Source organism: Chryseobacterium sp. BGA-UO-ETr-SB22 (assembly GCF_059567885.1).
Genome location: NZ_JCAQOV010000005.1, coordinates 395,434 through 412,839 on the forward strand (window position 1 = coordinate 395,434; position 17,406 = coordinate 412,839).

18 protein-coding genes are annotated in these 17,406 nt (G+C 34.6%); 1 reads left to right on the plus strand and 17 read right to left on the minus strand.

From position 1 onward, the window contains the following. Positions 1–58: 58 nt before the first annotated feature. The 9 genes from AC57AW_RS09105 to AC57AW_RS09145 all read right to left on the minus strand — a co-directional run bounded on the left by AC57AW_RS09105 (position 59) and on the right by AC57AW_RS09145 (position 9,170). Complete coding sequence (locus tag AC57AW_RS09105; protein ID WP_496351600.1) at positions 59–901, minus strand: prephenate dehydrogenase; 843 nt, start codon at positions 899–901, stop codon at positions 59–61. 241 nt (positions 902–1,142) lie between these two features. After that, on the minus strand, positions 1,143–1,595 hold the full coding sequence (locus AC57AW_RS09110) for a hypothetical protein (protein WP_496351601.1): 453 nt from the start codon (positions 1,593–1,595) through the stop codon (positions 1,143–1,145). Between the two features lie 18 nt (positions 1,596–1,613). After that, complete coding sequence (locus AC57AW_RS09115) at positions 1,614–2,168, minus strand: hypothetical protein (protein ID WP_496351602.1); 555 nt, start codon at positions 2,166–2,168, stop codon at positions 1,614–1,616. Positions 2,169–2,218: 50 nt separating this feature from the next. Continuing rightward, positions 2,219–2,695 carry a hypothetical protein gene (locus tag AC57AW_RS09120; protein ID WP_496351603.1) on the minus strand — a complete coding sequence of 159 codons (477 nt, stop codon included), beginning with the start codon at positions 2,693–2,695 and terminating at the stop codon, positions 2,219–2,221. Between the two features lie 13 nt (positions 2,696–2,708). Next, positions 2,709–3,812, minus strand: a complete 1,104-nt coding sequence (locus tag AC57AW_RS09125) for an SH3 domain-containing protein (protein WP_496351604.1) — start codon at positions 3,810–3,812, stop codon at positions 2,709–2,711. A gap of 21 nt (positions 3,813–3,833) precedes the next feature. Next, complete coding sequence (locus tag AC57AW_RS09130; RefSeq protein ID WP_496351605.1) at positions 3,834–4,487, minus strand: hypothetical protein; 654 nt, start codon at positions 4,485–4,487, stop codon at positions 3,834–3,836. A gap of 7 nt (positions 4,488–4,494) precedes the next feature. Next, on the minus strand, positions 4,495–7,290 hold the full coding sequence (locus AC57AW_RS09135) for a hypothetical protein (RefSeq protein WP_496351606.1): 2,796 nt from the start codon (positions 7,288–7,290) through the stop codon (positions 4,495–4,497). Positions 7,291–7,293: 3 nt separating this feature from the next. Next, positions 7,294–8,145: a DUF4280 and LysM peptidoglycan-binding domain-containing protein gene (locus AC57AW_RS09140; RefSeq protein WP_496351607.1), complete on the minus strand. Its 852-nt coding sequence runs from the start codon at positions 8,143–8,145 to the stop codon at positions 7,294–7,296. Beyond that, positions 8,142–9,170 (minus strand): LysM peptidoglycan-binding domain-containing protein, encoded by a 1,029-nt coding sequence (locus AC57AW_RS09145; RefSeq protein ID WP_496351608.1) that lies wholly within the window; start codon positions 9,168–9,170, stop codon positions 8,142–8,144. The genes AC57AW_RS09140 and AC57AW_RS09145 overlap by 4 nt, the downstream gene beginning before the upstream one ends. A gap of 394 nt (positions 9,171–9,564) precedes the next feature. Between AC57AW_RS09145 and AC57AW_RS09150 the strand changes: the two genes are divergently transcribed. Then, complete coding sequence (locus AC57AW_RS09150) at positions 9,565–10,212, plus strand: hypothetical protein (RefSeq protein ID WP_496351609.1); 648 nt, start codon at positions 9,565–9,567, stop codon at positions 10,210–10,212. Between the two features lie 7 nt (positions 10,213–10,219). Here AC57AW_RS09150 and AC57AW_RS09155 read toward each other — a convergent pair whose 3' ends face one another. The 8 genes from AC57AW_RS09155 to tsaE form a co-directional block, all read right to left on the minus strand. Continuing rightward, positions 10,220–10,744 (minus strand): hypothetical protein, encoded by a 525-nt coding sequence (locus AC57AW_RS09155; RefSeq protein WP_496351610.1) that lies wholly within the window; start codon positions 10,742–10,744, stop codon positions 10,220–10,222. A gap of 49 nt (positions 10,745–10,793) precedes the next feature. After that, positions 10,794–11,279 (minus strand): hypothetical protein, encoded by a 486-nt coding sequence (locus AC57AW_RS09160; RefSeq protein WP_496351611.1) that lies wholly within the window; start codon positions 11,277–11,279, stop codon positions 10,794–10,796. A 105-nt stretch (positions 11,280–11,384) separates the two neighbouring features. Then, positions 11,385–13,673: a cation:proton antiporter gene (locus AC57AW_RS09165; protein ID WP_318848253.1), complete on the minus strand. Its 2,289-nt coding sequence runs from the start codon at positions 13,671–13,673 to the stop codon at positions 11,385–11,387. A gap of 162 nt (positions 13,674–13,835) precedes the next feature. Further along, a complete protein-coding gene (locus AC57AW_RS09170) occupies positions 13,836–14,546 on the minus strand; it encodes a LytR/AlgR family response regulator transcription factor (protein WP_496351612.1) in 711 nt (236 codons plus the stop codon). Further along, on the minus strand, positions 14,521–15,294 hold the full coding sequence (locus AC57AW_RS09175; protein WP_496351613.1) for a histidine kinase: 774 nt from the start codon (positions 15,292–15,294) through the stop codon (positions 14,521–14,523). The genes AC57AW_RS09170 and AC57AW_RS09175 overlap by 26 nt, the downstream gene beginning before the upstream one ends. Positions 15,295–15,309: 15 nt before the next feature. After that, entirely contained in the window at positions 15,310–15,681 is a 372-nt protein-coding gene (locus tag AC57AW_RS09180; protein WP_496351614.1) for a hypothetical protein, read from the minus strand. Further along, the gene (locus tag AC57AW_RS09185; RefSeq protein ID WP_142719438.1) at positions 15,681–16,871 is read right to left on the minus strand and encodes an alanine dehydrogenase; all 1,191 of its coding nucleotides are present in this window, start codon (positions 16,869–16,871) and stop codon (positions 15,681–15,683) included. The genes AC57AW_RS09180 and AC57AW_RS09185 overlap by 1 nt, the downstream gene beginning before the upstream one ends. 67 nt (positions 16,872–16,938) lie before the next feature. Further along, positions 16,939–17,346 carry a tRNA (adenosine(37)-N6)-threonylcarbamoyltransferase complex ATPase subunit type 1 TsaE gene (gene tsaE / locus AC57AW_RS09190; protein ID WP_318848248.1) on the minus strand — a complete coding sequence of 136 codons (408 nt, stop codon included), beginning with the start codon at positions 17,344–17,346 and terminating at the stop codon, positions 16,939–16,941. Between the last annotated feature and the right edge of the window lie 60 nt (positions 17,347–17,406).

Here is a 17,406-nt window from a genome sequence, read left to right on the forward strand (position 1 = left end):
GTTTCTTAATAAAATAAAAGTAAAAACCGTTCGGTCTTTAGTATGGTATAAAGGAATTTTATCTTAAAATTCCTCTGATTCTGTTAGCATTGGTAATCAGCTCTTCAAGGTATTCGTAGTTTTCCTTTTCCAGAGCGGATTTGAATTTTCTGAGCTGGGAAATATGTTCGTTCAGAACGTCCAATACATTTTCTTTGTTTTGTTTAAAAATAGGAACCCACATTTCCGGATGTGACTTGGCAAGACGTACCGTACTTGAAAAACCAGAACTGGCAAGCTGAAAAATCGTTTCTTCTTCACGCTCTTTTTCGAGTACCGTATTGGCAAGGGCATAAGACGTAATATGGGAGATATGGGAGATATAAGCGGTGTGGACATCGTGAGCTTCTGCATCCATGTAAATCATGTGCATGTCAAGGGCATTGACTACTTTTTCTACGGTATTCAGTGCATCATCTGCAGATTCCTCTTTGTTGCATATTACTCCTGCTTTTCCTGAGAAACTCTCTGCAATAGCGGATTTCGGACCGTTGTTTTCTGTTCCCCACATCGGGTGAAACGCTACAAATCTTGAGCGTTTCGGATGGTTTTTTACAGCGTTTACGATTCCCGCTTTTGTAGAACCGGCATCCATTACAGTCTGCTGATCAGATACAAGGTCAAGAACAGACGGCAATATTTTTCTGGCAGCATCTACTGGGATGGCAAGAATAATCAGATCCGAATTTTTAATTCCTTCCTCCAGATCTGCTCCTGCATCAATTATTTTAAGATCTAATGCTTCACTAATATGCTGTGTATTGTTATCGATTCCGTAGATGAAGCTGGCCAGGTTTCTCTCTCTTAATTTCAAAGCCATTGAACCTCCAATCAATCCTACTCCAATAATACTTATTTTCATCTTTTTAAATTTTTTAAAATAAAAAAACCTCGTCCCTAGGACGAGGTTTTAAATTATATTCATAAGAATCCTATCCCAAAGCTGAGGTAAAAATTCTATAATAATATGTTCCGTTGTTAAAAATCACAAAGCAAAGGTATAAATATTTTTTTAATGAAACGAAATTTCTTTTCTAAATTGTATATAGATGGTGTTAATGGATGATGTACTTTTTTGTTTTTTCTATTTAGACTATAGTAGATTATTCTTTTTTAATTTTTTGTAGTGGCATTTCATTATTTCCGGGGTTGATGAAGTATATTGGAATTCCTGAAATAAAGTAATTGTCATCTGATTTTTCAATGTAAATAACTCCCATCTCCTCAGGAGAATCATCATATTTTATTTTAATTTTTTGATGGTTAATTTCTTCAGCCTTTAATTTAGAATATGTATTTGTCGTTCCTTCTTCAGTAATATCTATAGAAATATCTTCAAGAGAATTTATTGTGATGTTAAAAATAGTTTTTGCCTCGTCTCTATTTGAAGCTTCAAAGTGATATTCCCCTTTCCAAAAATCAATATTGTTTTTGATTGTATCAGAAATTTTTTGAGTCTGCTGAGCTTTCGGAATTTTATTTTTCGAATTTTCAATTTTCCTTTCACAACTAAAAAGGACAAACGATATCAATATTAAGGGTAAAAGATATTTCATAACTTAATGTCAAATATTTTATTCAGAACATTTAATAAGGCTTGCAGGAACATTATGTTCTTTATTGAAAGGATTTTCAGTTTGTATATTTTTCTTAGTTTTTTTACTATAAAAACCAAACCAGGTTAAGTTTATTTTAGATTCATCAATTATTTGAAGATAGCCTACTGCCTTTTTGTTATCTAAATTTTCCCAGTTTTGCATTTCATCTGGAAGAGGGATAATTGGAGGAAAATCGGTAAAATAAAATTCATATTTATTATTGCCCATTTTTTTTAATTGAGCATTCATAGAAAATCTTCCAGGAACTGTGAACTGTATATTATTAATATCTCTCTTAATACTGATGAATTTATCAGCTTTGCAATCAGTTGACCAAATAGAAGATTTAGGAATTGTTATAGAATCTGCTTTTTTTACTATTGTTGAAGACGAAATTTCATTTTCAGTAATTAAAAAGTTTGTTTTGTTTGATTTTGTATTGTCTTTTATAAAAACATCTTTTTGTTGCTTCTTCTGTTCACATGAGCATGAGAGAAATATGAATGATAATAGAATTAAAAAAGTTTTCATCATTGTGCATTTATCTTAATTTTCAAACATTTGGAAACAGTAAGGATTATTTATTTTTTTAATATTACATTTTTTAATCCATATCTTTTTTCTGTGTACTCACTTTCAAATAATAATTTACCTTTATCATATCGAAGAGTACCGAAATAAGGTGGTTTATCTGCATCACCTGTATATCCATTAATTACCTGTGAATATTTTAAAAATACTCTTCCATCAACAGTTTTATCTTGTTGAAGTGAATATTGATTATACATTTTCCCCATGTTTCCGGATTCTGTATAAATGATAGAATCTTTATCAATTTTCAATGAAATTCCATAATCATCCAACTTCTCATTGGTTACAAAATATTCTCCTAATGGAATTGAAATCTGTCGTTTTGATGACGAAATACTTCCTGTATTTTTCTCTAAATCAGATTCAACACTTTGACTAGTATGGTTATCTTTTTTTTCTTCTCTCTTCTGTTCACATGAGTATGATAGAAATATGAGTGATAGTAAAATTAAAAAGTTTTTTATCATTTGTTTAAATTACTTATTCCGATTTTATCCTGGTCTTATGGACATATCCTTTTTTACCTTCTTTAGATACTACCAACCACCAATCTCCGTTTTGATCTAAAACTTCAACCTGTTCTCCGGTTTTAATTTTTTGAAGAATTTGAGATGATGTATTTTTTTCTTTTCTTAGGTTAGTGAAACCATCAGGATCTATTATTATTGAATACGCTTTTTCTTGATTATCTTCCTGTAAAAGTCCATACTCTTTGGAGTATTTTTCAAGAGATGGATAACCATAATATTTGTTTTTTTGAAAAGAGTCCTTTAGTTCTGGGTGAGAAACATAGACATTACTTAATAATAAGTATGATTTGTCGGATTGAATATCAACATTTTCCTTACCGGTAAAGCCAAGTTGTAAAAGATAGGCAATAGCCTTTTCTAATGAAGCAGGTGTAATACCATTTGCTTTTGTGATATTGTCTTTATTATCAGTTAAATAAGATGTTAGTGCATACAGAAAAGAATCTTTGGATTTTAAACTTTCCAATAGCTTTTCTCTAATTTTAAATGAATTTGTAGTGTTATTATAGAATACAAATGATAGCCTAGAACTTTGTTCGATATCATCCCAGCTTTGGATATTTTTAACCGCAGAATTAAAAATGGCTTCATTTTTTTCATAGTTAAACATAACTACTAAATCGATTGCAAGGTCTGGATTTTTAGATGCTACATTTAAGATTGAGGTCAAGTCATTCTGGTAAATAATTTTGTTTAGGGTTAATAATTCCTCAAAATAAGGATGTTTTTGATTACTATTTATACTTGCTTTGACATTATCTAAATCAGGTAGAATATCATTACCTATTTTAATATATTTTCCTTCTTTTGATATCTGATAATTGGTAGCTTCATTGAATATTAAAATATCATTATATCCGTCTTGAAGTTTATCAGGTTTGATGCCAAGTAGATCCATGTTTATTTTATCAAAATTTTCCTTGGTATTTTTGAATTTATGATGGGTGAAATAACTTTCAATTATTTCAGTTTCTTTTTCTATTATTTTCTCTTCCTGCTTGCCTGAACATGAAAGTAATATAAGTGATAATAAAATTAAAAGGGATTTTATCAATGTGTTTTTATTTATAAGCTTTTATTCAATTTCATTTCCGTGTAATAAAAGTTTATTGAAAAAATCACGGTTCAAATTTTCTATGTATATATTTTGAAGCTCTGAAGCCCAACCAGATGCTTCTTCTTTTTTGCCGTCAAAAGATGATGTAGAATAAAACTTGCCTGTAATAAAATTAAATGATTTTGAATAATTTTTTTTAGCTTTTGTATAGCTTAAATCATATCCAATAACTTGTATTTTTTTGTTTTTAGTATCAAACCTAAATTTTATTTTTTCAATTAGATTTTTTCTTTCTCCAGAAATATTTGGTTTTGTAATTTGATCGGCATAATCTACTCGAATGGTAATTATTTTATTTTTAATAATAGGATCACTTAAATAATAATCTGCTTCAGTATTGTTGTATAGAATACTATTATTTAATATGGGAATTTCAACCGTTTTGTTCAATGAAGATAAGTATATGGATAGTATAAAACTAGATAGTTCCGTATTTTGTTTTGCCTTAATTACAGCTTTATCTTTAATATTATCATCATCAAAGTATGGTGTTTCATATTGTGATTCAATAGTATCTTGGGAGTGTTTCTCAAAATTATGCTCAGTACTATTTTTTTTGCATGAAATATTTCCTACGATTATACATACTAATAAAAAAACTAAGTTTCTCATTTTAAATTTATTCTTTTATTTCTTTTATACTTATACTTAATGATTTAGGAGCACCTCCGTGTAAATGGCCATTATGATCAGAGTGCCCTCCTTCAAGAGTTCCATTAAAACCTTTAGGTTTTGAAAAACTCATTCCCGTCCCTGCTAAAAAATAATTAAATCCAAATTTAATCATTGAATTAATAAATTTTTGTGTATTGGCATGTGTAAAATATGCTACATCTATACTACTACCATTTGTATGTGAGACACTTGGAAAACAAGTTCCATCTTGCATTGCAGCTCCTCCTGATGTTACTTGAGAAAAGCCTGATTCAGCTAATGCCCCAATCAAACAGGCAAAATGATCTCGTCCCATATACTTTCTAATTGTGTCTTTAAAGACAAGATTAATTTTAGAATTTCCGGAATTATAACTCAAAGGATCTGGTATTTTTACAATAATTGTTTTTCCTCCTGATTTAATGTATTTTCTTAAAATAGTTCCACTACCTTCTCCTGGTTTACCAGAAGCAACGATGGAACCATCACTATATTTGTAAACATTTTTTTGGTTGACTCCAGAAATATTAAAGGAGTCGTGAGAGATATATCCTTTTGGAACTGAAGTAGGGTTAGGTTTTTGACGTTCCACCTTATCTATTTCAATCCAGTCAACTATACAGATTTCGTGTTCTTTTTTATCTTTATCATGATATACATATTTGTATTTTTTTTCATATCCAGATTTAATTTTTTTAGGAATATGGCGTTCAACTGTTCCGTCAGCATAAATATGATAAGTAACAATATCCTTTGCGTTGGCGGGCTTGTTATTATCATTGTGAAATCTGTCATACATGAAAAAACCAGTTTTTAAGATATTATAATTGGTTTTTCTTTTTTCCCATCCGTTAGGCATTTTTGTCTTTTCATTTCTTCCATTTAAAAGAACAGATATCAATTCTAAATATTTATCACCAAATAAAGCTAATTGATTGAGTGATTTTTCTGATGTTTCTATACCCCAACGATCTACAGCGGGAGAAGGAGCTTTGGGCATTTTTTTATTAACACTCCAAATCCAAGCTCCACTATCAATACAATAATCTACATTGTTAGCAACAATGCTCGGATTTTTCACAATATTTTGATCATTTTTATAATCCGCATAATCTTTGTAAGGTCCTGGTTTATTAAATAAAGTTGTTAAATCTTTCTCATCAGTTCTGACACCGGTTAGTTGTAGTAACCCACGCCCTTTATAAATACTTTGACTTGATAGGTAATCACTTTTTGTTTCTTCTGATAAAGCGAAGGTACCGGTTTCTTCACAAGTTTGTGCAAGGAAATGTATCTTTTGAATACAGGTATTAATATTATACTTTTTGAATGCAGAATTTAATGCTTTTGTAAGGGTGGCAAAAGATTTGTCACTGATATTGCAAGTAGCTCTTTTACCTCCTTTTAATGCTTGTCCTTCCCAAATCGTTTCAGTTCCTTTTAGAAACTTAACAAGTTGTTTCACATCTTTTTCTTCAAAATCTCTATTACAAAAACATTCTCCTGTTGCTTTATTTTTCGGCTGTTTCTGTACCCCCGCCGCACTCTTCACCTTTTCCACTTGCATTAGGCCTTCCGAATTTACCCCAAATTTTTGAGATTCTGCAGAAAGATCTTTTGAGATGATTTCTATAAAATAATTTTGTTTATCGGAGTCAGGGTCGCCGATAGGGGAGTCTACTCCTTTTTCAAAAATAGCTTTTGTAATGATAAATCCTGAAGTGTCACATACATCAGCAGGAACTTTAATATTTCCACTTCTGTAAACTTCATCATTGGAAGTGGAATCATATTCCCAAACTACATATTGGATGTGTTTCCCCACCATATTTTTGGAGTGGATTCTTATTCTTACTTTATCTCCGACAGTTACTTTAGACAGTTCATTTCCAGTATCATCAATGAAAAGAGCTTCTATAATATTACCCTTAGGATCCGGCTGTTTGGGTGCTCCTCCTTGTTTTGTAGGAAACTTTGGGGTCTGAGTGTCGGGCTGAGGCTTAGGTTTAGGCTGATTTTGAGGCTGTCCTTTATAATCAGGATTGGCTACATCTACATTTACCTGGCTGGCTCCCTGGATTTTTCCGGAGTAAGTTGCGGTAACATAATATTCATGATTAGCGCCTTCATTCCTGTCACCTTTCATCATAAACTGATTGGCCATCTGACGAAGAATTTTTTCATCAGACATCAGGGGAATTGGTACTTCTGCAATCCCTTTTTCATTGACCCGAGCCTTGTAACTTCTTGTATGACGGTTATTTTTATTGATATTAGCATCGTGACCTTTTCCTGGCGCATCATCTTCCCAAAGATGAAATTCGATCTCTTTATTAAACATCGCAATGCAATGTGCCTGTGCAATAAGAGTATCGCGGTAACTTGCCTTATTGGCATCTTTTGCCCCTCTGTTGAAAAGAATCACTTTCTCTATTTTTGAAACCTTATCACTGGTCGGAATTAATATACAGCTGCCAGCAAGTTGTTGGGTGGCAGGCATGCCGGGTAAAATCCCTTTTTTAATCTCATAGACTTTCATTTGAAATTCTATACCCAGGCCTATTTCTCCGAATCTGTACGTTACCTTTTCACCCTTTTTAGGCTTGTTGGTAATGTCTTTCCATATTCCGTTTTTCTGCTTCTTGTATAGATACCATTCATAATCTCCTTTTAGGCCGAATGATAGTCCAAAAGGTTTTATTTCGTAGGTATACGTTGTTCCTACCAGAGGATTCTGATTCCCGATTATAGTTCCTGTCATGGCTTAGCTGTAATAAAGTTCATCTGTACCTTTTGTATCTTCCTTGAATTCATCAAAATCCACAACGGGATTGTAAACCTGCTGTTCCTGCGTATTCGCTTTGGTAACCTGGCTTTTACCTACTTCACTTTGCTGTCCATGCTTGAGGATGGTTATTTTTCCTCCCGTACTGCACATCAGTTCTGAGATTTCCGTAAGGCAGCTTTTTCCCATCACTTTTACTTTTTCATAAGTCTTCTGCCATTTTCCAGCGGGAGCGTAGGCGCAGGGAAGATATCCTCCGGAAGTTGGCTTAAGTTTACACTGTCCAAACGGTTGTGCTGCAGGATCAAGCTGAAGATCATCCTCTGTTACGGCCAGATAATCGGCCTGTCCTTCACCGTCATTCCAATAATGCTTCTGATGGCTGGTTACTTTAAATTTTGGAAATTTGAATCCCTGATTGCATTGTACTGTTCCTTTCTGTACAATAAAATATTTTCCTTCATGAGGACTGGAACCACTATCTTCTTTTTTATCTTTCTTTTCCTCCTTATTGGTTTGCTGTTCTGCTTTCCCGGGTGATTGCTCTTCATTTTGCGAAGGTTCTTCCGTTGAATTTTCTTCTTCAGAAACTCCATCTTCTGTAGATTCCTCGTGAGGGGATGCAGCTATATTCTGAGGTTCTGTTTCCTCGGCCATAAGCTGTGGATCTTCCGGAATAAAAATGGTTTTTCCGGGAACAGGTTCCTGCATAACATCTTCAGGCGGGCAGTGGAGGTTATGATAGGTTTTTAAAATACCCTCGTTTTTCAGCTTAAACTGCCGGGCCAGCGAACTGAAAGTATCGCCTTTTTGGGTGACATAATTTTTCATATTGATCCTTGTGTTATGTTGATGTGGTGTTGATGTATAAATACCTCTTCATGACGGAGTAAAACTGAAGCTTTAACCTGAAGAAGATTTTTATTTTTTGTGTGGGTGGTGTATTCTAATACTATATTTCCTGAAGCAGGTTCTGCAGTTGATTCTGTGAGTCTTATCCCGCGCATAATCTCTTGTGGAGTACATAGTTCTGTGATTTTACCATTTAAAATAGTTAAAACAGAATCTTTCTCTTCATTTTTTTGTTCAGGGTTGATTTCACATGCTACCGGAAATGAATTCTGTAAAAAATAAAACGGCTCTGTCCATTTTGTTTTCTTTTGGAACCAATCTATTGTAGGTAAAAAAGTTTGAAATAGGAGTGTACTTTTTAACTGCTGCAAGAAAACCGTTTCATCGCTGATATTTCTTTCAAAAGAATCCATGTAATTTTGAGCAACTTCTCCTACATAAAAGTCCTCAAGTTCTTTGCGCTGATGGGTAAAGGTATCTGTGATTTTTTTGTGGTCTGCAAATCCGGTGATTTGACCTTTATCATTCAGTATAAATTCAATGGGCATAATACTTTTCATGCAGGCAATGGATAAGCTGCTTACCTTATCATCGGGTGTATTTCCATTGGATTTAAAATCGTTCTGGCTATAGTTCAGGATATGTTGGCCTTTGTTTCTGCCTTTGCGAAGATCAAGTTCAATGGTATAATCGATAGTAACGGGAGATTCAAACGGACTTTCAAAAGTTTCATTAACGGTATATGATTTAGCAAAAATAGTATCTGAAAATTGAGAAGGAAGACTGTTTTTTCTTTCTTGTTCTTTTTGTTCTTTTGTTTTGAAATTCGTAGGAACAAAGATGTTTTTAACGTCATTAAGGCTTTCAAACCAAACCTTATCCATCTTTTGGCAATGGGAATTGTGAAACAGCTTCAGCTCCTCACCGGTCATGCCCAGCCGGGAAGCGATAGAGGTCAGCGTGTCCCCATTCCGTACCTTATATTGTAAGAAATCAATTTCCATCCAATGTGAATTATGTGATAAAGCTATTAAAAAACTCTATTTGAAATTAAATTTTAGGGTTAAATTTTAAAAATTGTAGTAGAATTACGACATGAGGGAAAGCCAACATATCAACCATCCCGTCAAAAATCAGTTGGGGTGTTGCTCAGAGTTGTATTTTCCAATACTTGAATAATGCAATGCAGGCTGGATTCCTACGGAATGACAAGCTTTGCGGGTAAGATTATCATTCCAATTGTGTCATTCCGTAGGAATCTTAGCTGCTATAAGGGTTTTCAAAGCTTATGTACTTTTAAATCAGTTAGAACAAAAAACTTTTATGACTTTAGTGGTTTCATAATATACAATACAACTAAAAGTTATTATTAATTTTAAAGTTATAAAAACAGCAAACATGAAGAGTCGATTCTTATACGGAGTTTTAATAATATTGATCAGTTTAGGTTCTGCATATGCTCAGAAGTCCAATGATCAGTCATCTGTTTTTTTCACTACGAAAGCAAAGGATACTGTAAGGATCAACGAAACATTCAATGAAAATGATACAACAAATAATAAAGGCTTAAAAAAACGGCTGAAACCTATTCAGACCAATTTTAAAAGAATCAATTCCATGACAAAATGGACTTCTGTTCAAAAGAAAAATATTGAGGGAGAATCTGCAGAAGGCGGGGAGGCCACATTTTATTATACAGATAAAGGGTTGGAAAAAGTCATTGCCAGGCATTACGGTGAAATGGGGCAGGTGTTGATAGAATATTATCTTCTGAACGGGCAGCTATCGTTTGTTTTCGGGAAAGAGTACAGGTATAACCGGCCGCTTTTCTATGATGCTAAAGCAATGAAAGAGAATAATGATACGGAAGCCTTTGATTTGAAAAAATCAGAAATTACAATGACCCGAAATTATTTTGAAAACGGAAATGTTATTTTAATCAATGCTACTACGGGACGCGGATATAATATCAGTGCGGATTATCCGGCTGAGCAGGAGAAAGAGATTAAAGAAGATTTTAAAAAGCTTCTGAAATTAGCTGATTAAATGGTTGTTATTGTTTATCCGCTTTGATAATATTCAATCTTTCTTCCACTTCATTAATTCTTTTGAGCCAATAGTTGATTCCTTCCTGATTGGTCACTGTTTCTTTAAAAGCGTTACGGTTTACAGCCCACAAATGACCACTGTACTTTTGATAATCCAGTTCCCGTTCCTTTTTATTCTCAGGTTCTATCCGGTATCTCCAGAATACCAGAGAGTGCATATATTCTGAGCGGATTTTTTCCAGATAGGTAATAATAGCCTTTCGGTCTTGTGGGATATAGCCGGGGCCAGAGCATCCACATGAATGAAAAGTGATTCCTACGGTATACAAATCACGGATGTGAGCCCATTGTTTGTCGTCATTTTTGGGAGGAGATTTAAAATCGAGTCCCATATTGGCCATCAGGTTTCCACATTCGGGGCACTTGGCTTCTACCGAGGTTTTAGTATCCCGGTCCACATCTTTTAAGTGACGGCGTTTAAAAGTTTTCTGGCAGTTAAAACAGGCATAATGTCCTTTGTAAACCATCATGGAATATCGGCACATATTACGATCTTATTGCTTTGGTTATAAGTTATTTTTATTTGTTTTTTTCCTCTTCATTAAAATTGATTCCCATCAGGCTGTTGGCACTTCGCGGATCATAGACCGACCATACATTTCCCCAGAGAAATTTAAAGGTACAGCTTGGGTAAGGGGTTTTCTTCTTTTGGGTTGGAGACATTTTCAGGATCTGGGTGAGAAAGGTATTGTTTCTGTGAAAAACTTTCATTTCTTTTTCCTCTGTCCATTCATTCCAGTCTTTTGCATCTCCATTTTCCCATGTGTTCATATGGATGATGTCCAGCTGATCTCCGAAAAAGCACAAACTGAAAGATACCTGGTATCCTTTTATTTTTATATGTTGAAAATAATACCAAAAATATCCGGTTTTTACATCCCACATAGTTTGATACTTCTCTTTATAAAAATCAGTCTGTTTCAGCTGATCAAGACTCATTCCTTTATAAAGCTTAGTAGTAAAGACTTCCAGCTCTATAACTCCATTTTCACTGTTAATCAGCATGTCCCAAAAAATTGAAGCTATAAATATACCCGTTTTTTCTTTACAGACAACGAATAATATTTACAGCTTCTAATAGAAATAGAAATATCGGTGTGTTATTTGGGACTATGGGTTTGAAATTATTAATGTGGATGGGATATCAGAAAGCCAAAGACTTTTTGTATCTATGAGGTTTTTCCAGCTTTTACTGCTGATCAGCATCAGATCCTGAGAATTCAGAAATTCTTTCTCAATCTTTTTCTCATTATACAGCGTAATATGATTTGGAGCTACCTGTTCAATACTTCTGATCAGTTCTTTTACCTCAATATTGTTTCGGATCTGTCCTGCAGCATCCAGAATGATAACCTGAGAATTATTATTGTTGATAAGCCTTTTAGCATATTCAAGAAGGTAAAAATCACTTAGATTAAAGATCGGGACAAATATTTTGTCTGCTGTTTTAAAATCTTTATCAACAAGGATTCCGACAGGAATGGTCGCTTTATCTAAAACCTGAAGGGTAAGATCATCAAAAGGAGAGTTGTTGAAAATATTCCCTTTTCCTTTTACGGTGTTCAGTAATTTTTCAGGATTAATGATTTTGGTGGTAAACCCTAATAATCTTCCCAGCAGACTTCCTTCATACATAGATTTTCCAAGCATGATCAGAAGAAGATCATAATTTCCTTTGTTGGTAATATTGGTCAGGTCACTTTCAACATCTGTAGAAGCTTTGAAAAGGGTAGTCACTTCAAGCTGAAGCTCGTGAGACGTTTCAATGATATTTTTAAACTGTTCTTTTTCAAAGTTTTCTATATCGAAGGCGTGAAGTTCATCTACAGGAGCAATATTCATTGCGGTCACACTTTTGTTCCCATTCATTTTATGGGTGAAATTATCTGCGAGTTTCAACAGTTTACTTCCTGCTTTTGCTGTTTCAAAAGATAAAAGGACTCTGTATTTTGTATCATTATCTTCAGGCTCATCTTCTTCTACCATTGATTTTTTTCCTTTAAAAAGGTAATTGATAAAATCCAGACAAGGCCCGGTCATAAACGTTGTAAATAGAGCCATGATAACAAGCATTGCAAAAAGTTCCGGCCCTAATACACCTAAATCATAACCGATGTTAAGAACGATAAGTTCTGTAAGCCCTCTGGTATTCATTAAGGCACCTATTGTAAGACTGTCTTTCCAGCTTATTCTCAAAAATCTTGCGGTGAGGGCACTTCCTACAAATTTTCCGGTAACGGCTGTCAGAATAATAAGCCCGCCAATTTTCCAAAGGTGAGGATCATTCAATAGTCCAATCTGGGTTCTTAATCCGGTAAATACAAAGAAAAGAGGAAGCAATAAAACCAAAGCAACATCTTCTATTTTTTCTATGAAAAGATTCCTGAATTTAACGTTTTCTGGCATAATAGCTCCTGCCATAAATGCTCCGAAAAGTGCGTGAATACCGATAACTTCTGTAGCGTAAGAAGAGATAATAAGGATAAGGAAAAATACAGCAACCAAAGATTTGTTGATGAAGCCTTTTCCTTTCTGCGACTCAGCAATTCTGTTCAGGAAGGGTCTTACCGCTTTTATCATAATGAAAACATACAGAATAGCCATTAAGATAACAAATACTGATCCTGAGAAAGATCCAGCTTTTACCACAGCAATTACGGCTGCTAAAATACACCATGCCGTAATATCATCTGCCGCCGCACAGGTAATGACAACTGTTCCTATTTTGGTTTTGTGAAGATTTCGTTCCTGAACAATTCTTGCGAGAACCGGGAAGGCTGTAATACTCATGGCAATCGCTATAAATAAAGCGAAGGAACTGAATTGAATACCTTCCGGTGCAAATTCTTTATAAATAAAATAAGAAAGCCCAACCCCTAATGCAAAAGGGAAAATAATACTTGCATGGCTGATTACTACAGCATCGTGAGCCTTTTTTCTCAGAACACTCAGATCAAGTTCCATTCCTACAATATACATGAAGAGAATCAGACCGATCTGGCTTAAAAACTGTAGATTGGGAAGCGATTCCTTAGGAAAGATAAAGGCAGAAAGCTCAGGGAAATATAATCCGAAAAGTGACGGCCCCAAAACAATACCTGCAATCATTTCACCTATTACAGAAGGTTGTTTCAGCTTTATACAGATCCATCCGAAAAGTTTGGCTACCAATATAATGGTTACAATTTGAGTAAGAAGAAGCGCTAAAGGATGATGAAGGTTTGCCAGAAAAGAATCTGCGAAATTTTCCCACATCGTTGCCCCTGTAGCCTTGCTTGGAGTGATATTTTCTCCAATTTCCAGTGTTTTGCCCTGGATAAAGAACCAGTACATGATGCAAGAAAAAAATGCAATGGTACTGATGTAAAAGATAATATTTTTGTATTTCCCCAAATTCATGATTCCAATATTTTGATGCAAAGTTGATAAGAATATATTAAGATTAAAATACTCTTGTTTTTAAATGTAATGAATGCTCTAAAAAATGTAATAAAATCAATGAATGCAAAAATAAATAGATTACAGTTTGGAAAAAATGAACTGTAATAAAGGTAGGATAGCCTATTTCCCGAATAGCTCCATCAAAGCATTTTTATAGGCTTCTCCAATCTGAAGTTTCAGAAACGCATGGTCTTCGGTGGCGATTGTTGTGATAATTTCGTTGGTTGAAAATACTTTAATAGAAGAAAGTGCAATGATCTCTTTTTTGTTGACCTGGGCAAAATCTTTGGAAGGAAGCATTTCCAGAAGGTTTTTGAAATTCAGGTTTTTTAATACGATGGTGGTTCCGTCGCTGAGGATGATATCTTTATCCCTGCTGTCTATCTCAGAAGTTTTGATATAAGAAATCTGTTCTGTGAATATGACGGTTTTTCCGATATTGGTATTCCATTCGATAAAGCTTTTTTTAGGAGGATTTTCCACCAGTTCTTTAGCTTTTTCGAAGGCCTGGATCAGTCTTTCTTTTTTGATAGGTTTTCTTACGTAATCTACCACATTCAGGTCGAAAGCTTCGGCTGCATATTCTTTATAAGCGGTTGTAAAGATGATTTTTTTTGAGCCTGAAATAATCTCAGCCACCTGCAGGCCTGTCATTCCGGGCATTTCAATATCCAGAATACACAGATTACAGTCGATGGTGTCTATTTCGCTCAGGAAGATTTTAGGATCATTGAATGCCTTTACCACTTCTACATTGTCGATCTGTTCGCATAGAAGTTTTAAGTAGCTGATAGCTAATAATTCATCATCCAGAATAACGCATTTTATCATAGAATTCTCCTAAATTGATTTTTAATTCTGCTGTGAAGACCCCGTTTTTTGAACTTCTTTCCAGGTGGTAATAAGTGCTGTAGATCATTTTAAGCCTTTGATCAAAAGACTGGCTTCCAAAACCGCTTTTTTCCTTTTCCAGAATATTTTTCAGCGAAGCTTTATTGCTTACTTTCATGGTGAAAATACCGTTTTCAAGCTCCATATAAATGGAAATGAAAGAGTCCTGAGCCAGGAAATCCGTATGTTTGAAGGCATTTTCAATAAGATCCACGGAGATCAGCGGAGCAAATACCTTTTCTTCATACAGAGAATCAGACTTGTCAATCCTTGATTTGATTCTAAAATCGAAAAGAGGATTGATCTTAATTTTATTAATTTCAATAAGGCTTAAAGCAAAATTGAGTTCCTCTTTCGGGCTTACATACTTATTGTTGCTTTCATATAAAATATAATCCAGTACATTGGCCAGCTTATCCAGTGACATATACGTCTGATAGGCATGAGACTGAACCGAATTAAGGATGTTTTTAAACAAATGCGGATTCAGCTTTGTGCCAATATGTTCCAGACGGACTTCATTCAGACGCTGTTCAATAAGTTTGTTGGTTTCTGATAATTTAGTATTTCTTTGTTTCAGTTTCTCATGCTGGCTGTAGAGATAAATACTGGTTGTCAGAAACAGGAAAATAGCAAAAACTCCGATGAATATCAGATAATCATGAATCATGTAGTAATTGCCGCCCATACTATGGTATTAAAACTATTTAAGCTTTTTAAGACCGTTTACCATCAACGTTTCCTCACATTTTTCATACGTGATCTCGTAAGACGGATTTTTTTCAGGATAGGTTAAAAGATAGCTCGGACAAGGTTTATTTTGTGCATGGCTGCGGTCAAAATCTACTTTTCCTTTGGTAATGATGCTGTCTTTTATAAATTTTTCATCAATCTTGTAGGCTGCCATTGCACTTTTGGCCTCTTCAGAATATTTGAATTCTTTGGAAAGACTTTCAGCAATAACACGGCTGTTGGGTAAATATCCGCTGCAGCTTGCCCCTTTTTTGTTTAAAATAAAAAATACGAGTAAAAGCCCCGGAATGAAGCCTATTGCATAAAATTTCAGTTTCTTCATTAGAAAATTAAAAGATTGATATCGTGGTACGTAAGTCCGAAACGGTCGCAGATGATCTTCTTGGTATGTCTTCCTTTGTACATATATAAGCTCTGCTTCATTTCGTTTTTGCGGATCAGCATGTTTTCAAAGCCGCCCTCTTCGTCATAATTTAAAATATAGGAAAGGAAGAAATTCGAGATGGCCTTGGTGGTGGTTCTCGGCATTCTTGAGGTAAGATTCGGAAGTCCGCAGTGGATGACACCGTGTTTGATGACATAAGGATCTTCCATGGTAGTCAGTTCTGAGGTTTCAATAACTTTACCGTTATCTATGGTGATATCGATAATGACACTGCCTTTTTTCATTTTCATTACCATATCTTCAGTAACGATAGGGGTCATATTCAATCTAGGTAGCGCTCCTATCACTACATCAGCACGTCTTAAGCTTTTGCTGAGTTCTTTAGGATCAATAATGGAAGTCGGTACACGGCTGTCAACAATCGTATGAAGTCTTCTCAGCTTTGATAAAGAGTTGTCGAAAACTTTTACGCTGGCTCCTAAACCTATTGCTGCTTTTGTCGCAAATTCACCTACAATTCCGGCTCCAAGAATAACAACTTCTGCAGGTCTTACTCCTGTAATACCTCCAAGCATTAAACCGTTTGATAAGGCTAATAATTCTGAAGCATATAAAATAGAGACCGTTCCTGCAATTTCCCCGATTAATCTTACCAGTGACAGCTGTTTGTATTCATCAACGATAAACTCAAAAGCAATGGCATTTATTTTTTTCTCTGCAAGTTTTAAGAAATATTCCTTGTCTCTCAGGTTGATCTGAAGTGCTGAAACCAGATATGTATTAGGTTTCATGTACTCAATTTCGTCTTCAGTAGGAGGGTTGATCTTCAGAATAAGATCCTGTCCGAAAGCTTCTTTAGGATCATTGGTGATCTTTGCTCCAGATTCTGAATACTGTAAATCTGTAAAAAACGAGCCCTCGCCGGACCCGGATTCTATAATAATCTCATGGCCATGCTCTACCAACACCTGTACGGCGTCAGGAGTGATGCAGGTTCTCCTTTCGTTGAGACAGGTTTCTTTAGGAATTCCAATGCTAAACTGTTTTCCCTTTTTAATAACCTCCAATTTTTCCTCTTTCGGCATCAATTCTTCTTCTGTGAAAGGAGTAAAAATATTTGTACTCATCCTTAAATTAAATTATGTCTTACAGATTGTTATTTACACTCAATTAATGAGCAAAGATACATAATATTTAATCGAATGAAACTTCTCTGTTTTCACCCGTATTCACAATACTCATTGTGTGATAGTTGAGGCCGTAAAGCTCCTCTTCATACACTTCCGGCCATTCGATAATACATAAAAAAGAGTTGTCCAGATATTCTTCAATTCCGATATCATACACTTCTTCAATATTTTTTAGGCGGTAAAGATCAAAATGGTATACTTTTCCTTTCTCCGTATTGTATTCATTGACAATAGAGTAGGTTGGTGAATTTACTTCATCTTTGCTGCCCATATTTTTAAGCAGAAATTGAGTGAAAGTTGTTTTACCTGCCCCCAGATTTCCTTTTAATAAAAAAATGTTATGTTTTAATTCCGGAATGATGCTGTCAACAACTTCCTGCCAGTCTTCGATTGTATGTATAGTGAACTGCATATGCTAATTTGTTCTGCAAAAATAATGAAATTAAAAGATTGGAATTGAGAATAAAAAGAA

What these genes read in the sequence shown, in the direction of transcription:
- AC57AW_RS09110 (WP_496351601.1), bottom strand. Translation starts at nt 1,595, where the DNA reads ATGAAATATCTTTTACCCTTAATATTGATATCGTTTGTCCTTTTTAGT.
- AC57AW_RS09150 (WP_496351609.1), top strand. Translation starts at nt 9,565, where the DNA reads ATGAAGAGTCGATTCTTATACGGAGTTTTAATAATATTGATCAGTTTA.
- AC57AW_RS09165 (WP_318848253.1), bottom strand. Translation starts at nt 13,673, where the DNA reads ATGAATTTGGGGAAATACAAAAATATTATCTTTTACATCAGTACCATT.
- AC57AW_RS09175 (WP_496351613.1), bottom strand. Translation starts at nt 15,294, where the DNA reads ATGGGCGGCAATTACTACATGATTCATGATTATCTGATATTCATCGGA.
- AC57AW_RS09130 (WP_496351605.1), bottom strand. Translation starts at nt 4,487, where the DNA reads ATGAGAAACTTAGTTTTTTTATTAGTATGTATAATCGTAGGAAATATT.
- AC57AW_RS09170 (WP_496351612.1), bottom strand. Translation starts at nt 14,546, where the DNA reads ATGATAAAATGCGTTATTCTGGATGATGAATTATTAGCTATCAGCTAC.
- AC57AW_RS09155 (WP_496351610.1), bottom strand. Translation starts at nt 10,744, where the DNA reads ATGATGGTTTACAAAGGACATTATGCCTGTTTTAACTGCCAGAAAACT.
- AC57AW_RS09115 (WP_496351602.1), bottom strand. Translation starts at nt 2,168, where the DNA reads ATGAAAACTTTTTTAATTCTATTATCATTCATATTTCTCTCATGCTCA.
- AC57AW_RS09140 (WP_496351607.1), bottom strand. Translation starts at nt 8,145, where the DNA reads ATGAAAAATTATGTCACCCAAAAAGGCGATACTTTCAGTTCGCTGGCC.
- AC57AW_RS09135 (WP_496351606.1), bottom strand. Translation starts at nt 7,290, where the DNA reads ATGACAGGAACTATAATCGGGAATCAGAATCCTCTGGTAGGAACAACG.
- AC57AW_RS09105 (WP_496351600.1), bottom strand. Translation starts at nt 901, where the DNA reads ATGAAAATAAGTATTATTGGAGTAGGATTGATTGGAGGTTCAATGGCT.
- tsaE (WP_318848248.1), bottom strand. Translation starts at nt 17,346, where the DNA reads ATGCAGTTCACTATACATACAATCGAAGACTGGCAGGAAGTTGTTGAC.
- AC57AW_RS09180 (WP_496351614.1), bottom strand. Translation starts at nt 15,681, where the DNA reads ATGAAGAAACTGAAATTTTATGCAATAGGCTTCATTCCGGGGCTTTTA.
- AC57AW_RS09145 (WP_496351608.1), bottom strand. Translation starts at nt 9,170, where the DNA reads ATGGAAATTGATTTCTTACAATATAAGGTACGGAATGGGGACACGCTG.
- AC57AW_RS09120 (WP_496351603.1), bottom strand. Translation starts at nt 2,695, where the DNA reads ATGATAAAAAACTTTTTAATTTTACTATCACTCATATTTCTATCATAC.
- AC57AW_RS09185 (WP_142719438.1), bottom strand. Translation starts at nt 16,871, where the DNA reads ATGAGTACAAATATTTTTACTCCTTTCACAGAAGAAGAATTGATGCCG.
- AC57AW_RS09160 (WP_496351611.1), bottom strand. Translation starts at nt 11,279, where the DNA reads ATGCTGATTAACAGTGAAAATGGAGTTATAGAGCTGGAAGTCTTTACT.